Source organism: Novosphingobium sp. (genome assembly GCF_025351285.1).
Classification (GTDB): Bacteria; Pseudomonadota; Alphaproteobacteria; order Sphingomonadales; family Sphingomonadaceae; genus Novosphingobium.
Map to the genome: position 1 here is coordinate 1 of NZ_JANXWG010000084.1, position 5727 is coordinate 5727.

Sequence of the window (5727 nt, forward strand, 5' to 3'; positions counted from 1 at the left end):
GCACCAGGTCACCAACATCGTCATCGAACTCGATGGTGATCGCGCCGCAAGCGAGGCTTACGTCACCGCCAACTTGCGCATGATACGCGAGGGCAAGCTGCTGCAGATGACCGTGCTCAGCCGCTACATCGATCGCTGGTCAAGGCGTGCCGCGAAACCTGATGGCAAGTGGGCGATCGACCACCGGGTCGCGGTGATGGACATGGACGAAGTGCGCGAAGTCACCCCGATGAAGGCGCACGATGTGGCGCGGCGCGATCGCAGCGATCCGTCTTACGCGGTGCTGGCAGCATGACGCCGCCAGAAACGCCAATCGCCACCACCGTCTCGTTCGACATGCGTGCCCCGGACTGGGGCACTCCCGCCACAACGCTTTACGGTGCCGCGCTCGAAATGGCCGCCTTCGCCGACAGGATCGGGGTCGACCGCATCGGGCTGATGGAGCACCACGGTTCGGACGACGGCTACTTGCCGCAGCCGTTCGTGCTGGGGGCGGGCATGGCGGCGGTGACCAAGCGCGTTCGCCTGCTGCTGGGCGCAGTGATCCTGCCGCTGCACGATCCGGTCAAGCTGGCTGAAGCAATCGCCGTGCTCGATCTGGTGTCGGGCGGGCGGCTGGAGGTGATCTTCGGCGCGGGCTATGTGCGCAGCGAGTTCGATATGTTCGGGGTGAGCCTGAAGGATCGCGGCCGACTGCTCGACCAGGGCATCGACACGATCCTGCGCGCGCTGAACGGCGAGCGTTTCGAAGCCGAAGGCCGCCCCGTGTTCGTGCGGCCCCTGCCCGTGCAGAAACCCGAGCAAATCGTGTTGGTGGGCGGTGGAGTAGAAGCCTCCGCTCGCCGCGCCGCGCGTTTCGGCGTGGGCTTCGGCCCGATGCGCGCCGACCTGATCCCGCTGTACCGCGACGAATGCCGCAAGCTTGGCCGCGAGCCGGGCCGGTTCTACAGCCCCAGCCACGGCCTGCCCGGCATCATCATGCTGTCCGACGATCCCGACCGCACCTGGGCCGCGCTCGAACCGCACGCCTTCCACGTCGTGTCCGAATACGCGAAGTGGGCGGCGCAGGAACCGGGCACCAATTCGCCCTTTGCCGGTCTGACCACGCTGGCCGCGCTGCGCCAATCGGGCATATTTGCGGTGTGGACACCCGACGAACTGATCGCCAATGCCGGCAAGGTCGCAGACCACGGCACCTTCGTGTTCCAGCCGCTGGTCGGCGGATTGGCGCCCGAACACGGCTGGCGCAGTCTGGAATTGCTGGAGGCGTGTATCCCCAGGTTGAAGGCGATCAGGGGATAAGGATGCAAACTGCGACACTGTGGATTCACATTGGAAGTGCAACGGGTTCAAGGTTCCGGCTGGGGTTAGGAAGCCGAGGCATTTTCTGCGAGTGTTGTTGTAGTTGGCGAGGATGGCATTGAGCCGATCGCGCAAGAAATTCGTGGGGATTTGACGCAGGGCAATGCGTGCGCGCTCCGATCGGGGGACACTCGTTTCCTGATGGCGCGTTGCCATCGCGCAAGGAGCCCCGATGAGCCACGTACCCCACGATCTCGCCAGCGAATTTCCCGATGACGGCGCCGTGCTCCACGCGTTGAAGCTGGGCGACGCCCACTTCCGCGCGCTGGCCGAGCGCCATCACGAAACCAACCGCGAAATCCACCGCATCGAGACCAGCACCGAACCCGCGTCCGACGCGCGGCTCGAAACGCTCAAGAAGCAGCGGCTGGCGATGCTCGATGAAGTGGCGCAGGCGATTGCCAGGGCGCGCGCAGCCGCACCGGCTTAGAGCCCCATTGCAGACAGAACCCGATCGCCATAGCGTGCCGCCATGGGCGTTCAGGGAAGCTGTCACTGCGGCAATGTGCGGATCGAGGTGCCCGCGATGCCGGCGTGGGTGGCGGAGTGCAATTGCTCGCTGTGCCGGCGGACGGCGTGGCGGGTGGCCTATTTTCCGCCCGATGCGGTGCGCGTTACCGGCGAGACAACCGCTTATGTGTGGGGCGATCGCATGATCGGCATCCACCACTGCCCGGTCTGCGGCTGCGGCACGCACTGGGCGACCTTGGGCGAAGACTTCGGCAAGATGGGCGTAAATGCACGGCTGCTCGACGGGTTCGACGCGGCGGGGGTGGAAGTGCGGCCGTTCGACAATGCGGACTAGGCCACCGTCGCCCCGCACTTGATGCGGGGCTTGGCTTCCCTTCAAACCGCAACTCGCCAACAGGGCCCAAATGGAAAAAGGCGGCTGAGTCTACATCATGGCAAACCGCTACCGGGGCGGGACCGATGTCGGCGTCACCGCCGACCTGATCCGCCGCGCCCACCAACACCGCACCGGAACCGGCTCGTCTCACGCCGCGGATTTCGGCAAGACCCGCCTCGTCCATGCCGAACGCCACGACGAGATCGCCGCTGCAATCGCCCGCGAAAAACTGGTCAAGAAATGGAAACGCGAATGGAAGTTCGCGCTGATCGAGGCGGCCAATCCGCAATGGCGCGACTTGTGGGACGAATGGTTTTCGGGAGCGGAAGCGGAAAGTTAGCCAAGCCCCGTGTCAAGCACGGGACGACGAGGGTTAGGGGCTAGTGATCGCAATGCCGTGCGCCGACGGAACGAAATTGCCGTCCCCCCAACCCGTCGCCCCGCACAAACCCATCCGTCGCCCCGAACTCGATGCGGGGCTTGGCTTCCCTTCTACGGCACCCGCCACACCACAAATCGCGAACGACACGGCGGCTGGTTGACCATCGTGGCCGACCAGATCGCGGCACGATCGATCCGGGCGTCGCTCGCGCAGATCTGCCTCGCGCGGATCGTCCAGCACCGGCAGGGCACCGGCTCATTCTTGAGCTTCAATCACGATCCGTGAGTGCAGATAACCGGCGAGATCGCGAAGATGCCGACCCCAATGGATTCGAAACAAAAATCGAAAGTGCCAGTTCGCGTCGTCAGCGCCAAATCGGTCAAAGCGCCAGACTACCTCTTTGACATCATTCGCAATATCCAAAATGTCATCAATCGCATCACCGACTAATACCTCTCCGGGAACATTCAACGGATCAGCAACACCATAATATCCAAGATCAGGAAAACGTGCGCCAATGTCAGCTTGATCGACCCTCGAGCCCGGCTCCGGCCACTCGTCTCTGTCATCAGGATTCCCTAGTGGCGTATCGTGATAGCTTAAGGCGAGTTCGTCCAACGATCGCGCGAGCTGCGCGATCGTTGGATGCTCGCTTCGAGTCGCAATTTCAATGAAGCGCCGAGCAGCAACGATATTGGGGGGTGTCATCATGGGCACCTCTAACACGGACAGAAGTAGCGAACACCTCCACCCGTCTGCCTTCGAAACCGCACCATGGGGGTTACGGTGACACTTTACTGAACCATCAAACCACCCTTCTCGAACAACACCAAGGCCTCGCAACGTCGGACGGGGAAACGGAATAGCATGTCCCCCAGGTGATGGTCAGCGTGGACGATCGGCGCGCATTGGATCGAAGCCGAACCCCGGATCAAGTCGGGAACGTTACACTTCCCATACCAGCCACAACCTGTATGATGGGGGGAAGTAAATGACCCCCCGGCGCATGTGGACATTTTCCATTCAACCGCGCCCGCGATCCGGAGCGTTGATGGCTGTTCTCAAAGCCTATCTGGACGAAAGTGGTAAGGACGATGACCCCGGGACGCCTGTCGTTGGCGTTGGCGGCTTAGTCGGTTCCGTAGAGGCGTGGGGCTCATTCGAGGACAACTGGCAAAGGCAGCTTGATCGCTGGCAAATCCCCTACCTTCACATGAAAGAGATAATGGACGGGGGCCAAGGCCCATTCGCCAGATTTCGAGAAGATAGAGACCTAATGTGGCAAATGCTGCGAGATTTCGTAATGGCAATTTCGAGTTCGGAATTATTCCGCGCATCCCATATCGTGGTAAAGGATCATTTGAAGCAATTTAATGCCGAAAACAAGCTGTGCTTAAACTGCTATTCTCTAGCGCTATACGGCTGTATTTTAGAGTTTAGCCTGCACAATATTGGGGAGGAGATAGAAATAATTGTCGATAAATTCGACAAGTCTACTCAATTTATCCAAATGGCCAAAAGTTACTGTCAGACCGACAATTACTACAAATCGGAATTATATTGGGTGAGGCAAGCCACTATAACTCCAATAGGTAAGGATAAATCTTACAAAGATGTTTTGCCAATTCAAGCCGCTGACTTCGTGACATGGGAACTACGACGATCAACAAATGGAATTTTGGATTTTATTACGAAAATCAAGACTGGGGACGACCCCCAGGAATGGCGTAGGCAAGAAATGCAGTGGAGTATCGAAAAGCACGGACGATGGCCGGTCGAACGCCCATCGCTCTTTGCTATCGGGGCCAATGCGCCTGTTGAAAATATGATCTGGGACAAGCGCGCGATGGGTATCGCCCACCGCGCGCGCGGTGGCTTATGGTAATTCGGACCGAGGGGGCGTTGTGAGAGCCCAAAACGCTTTGTCAAAATCCGCCGTATTTTCGGACGCTTCGACTTCTCTCACCATTTCCTTGAAGCGTGCGTGGCGCTCTCCGTCCGTCAGTTTTGGCTTAGCTTTGCCTGCCATGGTTCAATCCTCTTCGATGAACACGAACACCATCTGCGAATCTTCCGCTGGCAGGCGCGACCAAGCGCGCCACCATCGGGTCTTCCTCTCGCTATCAGGCCGAGAGACGAGTCGTTTCATAGGTGAGGCGCTTGCCGACAACACCCTTGAGCGCGAGTTCGGCGCGCATGGTGTCGTTGACGCCAAGCTTCTCGCGGTTGGAATACCGGAAGTCGAATTCGCAGAGATAGCGCTGCAAGTGCTTCTCGCTGACGTGGTGATACACGCCCACGATGCCGCGCTTGAGGATCGAGAAGTATCCCTCGACGGTGTTTGTGTGGAACAGCCCGCGCACGTATTCGTCGGCACCGTGGTTGACGACTTCGTGCCGAAAGTCGCGGCCCATGTGCCGATACTGGCCAGCGTCATCGGTACAGAGCAACGAAGCGGCATCGATCTGCGCAAGCAGGACCGGGCGCAGCTTGGCGGCGGTGACGCTGGCGACATGCAGCGAGCGAACGCGGCCATTACGCTCGACCAGCGACAGGACGGTTTCCTTGCCCCAGCTACCGCCAAGGCGGCGGGTGGCGCGCTTGCTCTTGTGCCGGTTCTTCTCCTTGCCGCCGATGAAGGTTTCATCCACTTCAACGGTTTCGCCTTCACCACCAAGCGAACCGATGTGGTCGTCCTTCATCGCTTCACGGATGCGATGGCTGAGGAACCAAGCGGTTTTCATGGAGCATTGGAGCATCCGCTGAATCTGGCGGGTGCTGACACCCTTCTTGCTGGCGCACATCAGGTGGATGACTTGCAGCCACAGGTGCAGCGCCAAGTGCGAGGACTCGAAGATGGTGCCCATGCGGACAGTAAAGGGCTTCCGGCATTCGTTGCACTTGTAGAGCCCCATGCGGGTGGTGGCCCCGACCATCTTGCGGATACGCGCCCCATCACAGTTGCCACAGTGCGGGCACACCGGGCCAGTCGGCCACAGATGCGCCTCGACGTAGGCGAACGCGCCTTCCTCGGTCTTAAACTGGGGGGCATCGAAAACGGACTTGGCCACGGGGACTTCTCCTATGACCAAAACACTACATCCGGGGGTTTGGTATGTCAAGTGTAACGTTCCCG

The 5727-nt window shown here is 60.1% G+C and carries 8 protein-coding genes; 6 read left to right on the plus strand and 2 right to left on the minus strand.

Features of this window, described 5'->3' with window-relative positions; all coding sequences use genetic code 11:
- The 5 genes from Q0R16_RS10145 to Q0R16_RS10165 all read left to right on the plus strand — a co-directional run.
- Positions 1–295 (plus strand): nuclear transport factor 2 family protein (locus Q0R16_RS10145; protein ID WP_295635774.1); only part of this gene is annotated, 295 nt, incomplete at its 5' end.
- A complete protein-coding gene (locus Q0R16_RS10150; RefSeq protein WP_295635775.1) occupies positions 292–1302 on the plus strand; it encodes an LLM class flavin-dependent oxidoreductase in 1011 nt (336 codons plus the stop codon). The genes Q0R16_RS10145 and Q0R16_RS10150, both read left to right, overlap by 4 nt.
- Before the next feature lie 232 nt (positions 1303–1534).
- Positions 1535–1792 carry a DUF465 domain-containing protein gene (locus Q0R16_RS10155; protein ID WP_295635776.1) on the plus strand — a complete coding sequence of 86 codons (258 nt, stop codon included), beginning with the start codon at positions 1535–1537 and terminating at the stop codon, positions 1790–1792.
- Between the two features lie 42 nt (positions 1793–1834).
- Positions 1835–2167: a GFA family protein gene (locus tag Q0R16_RS10160; RefSeq protein WP_295635777.1), complete on the plus strand. Its 333-nt coding sequence runs from the start codon at positions 1835–1837 to the stop codon at positions 2165–2167.
- Between the two features lie 97 nt (positions 2168–2264).
- On the plus strand, positions 2265–2549 hold the full coding sequence (locus Q0R16_RS10165; protein WP_295635778.1) for a GIY-YIG nuclease family protein: 285 nt from the start codon (positions 2265–2267) through the stop codon (positions 2547–2549).
- Positions 2550–2846: 297 nt separating this feature from the next.
- Here the strand turns inward: Q0R16_RS10165 and Q0R16_RS10170 are convergent, their stop codons facing one another.
- The gene (locus Q0R16_RS10170) at positions 2847–3302 is read right to left on the minus strand and encodes a hypothetical protein (protein ID WP_295635779.1); all 456 of its coding nucleotides are present in this window, start codon (positions 3300–3302) and stop codon (positions 2847–2849) included.
- Between the two features lie 340 nt (positions 3303–3642).
- Between Q0R16_RS10170 and Q0R16_RS10175 the strand changes: the two genes are divergently transcribed.
- The gene (locus Q0R16_RS10175; RefSeq protein WP_295635780.1) at positions 3643–4476 is read left to right on the plus strand and encodes a DUF3800 domain-containing protein; all 834 of its coding nucleotides are present in this window, start codon (positions 3643–3645) and stop codon (positions 4474–4476) included.
- Positions 4477–4714: 238 nt separating this feature from the next.
- Here the strand turns inward: Q0R16_RS10175 and Q0R16_RS10180 are convergent, their stop codons facing one another.
- Complete coding sequence (locus Q0R16_RS10180) at positions 4715–5662, minus strand: IS1595 family transposase (RefSeq protein WP_295635781.1); 948 nt, start codon at positions 5660–5662, stop codon at positions 4715–4717.
- Positions 5663–5727: the final 65 nt, after the last annotated feature.

Excerpts from the sequence above, each read along its gene's own strand:
- Q0R16_RS10150 (WP_295635775.1), top strand. The coding sequence starts at position 292 with ATGACGCCGCCAGAAACGCCAATCGCCACCACCGTCTCGTTCGACATG.
- Q0R16_RS10155 (WP_295635776.1), top strand. The coding sequence starts at position 1,535 with ATGAGCCACGTACCCCACGATCTCGCCAGCGAATTTCCCGATGACGGC.
- Q0R16_RS10160 (WP_295635777.1), top strand. The coding sequence starts at position 1,835 with ATGGGCGTTCAGGGAAGCTGTCACTGCGGCAATGTGCGGATCGAGGTG.
- Q0R16_RS10165 (WP_295635778.1), top strand. The coding sequence starts at position 2,265 with ATGGCAAACCGCTACCGGGGCGGGACCGATGTCGGCGTCACCGCCGAC.
- Q0R16_RS10170 (WP_295635779.1), bottom strand. The coding sequence starts at position 3,302 with ATGATGACACCCCCCAATATCGTTGCTGCTCGGCGCTTCATTGAAATT.
- Q0R16_RS10175 (WP_295635780.1), top strand. The coding sequence starts at position 3,643 with ATGGCTGTTCTCAAAGCCTATCTGGACGAAAGTGGTAAGGACGATGAC.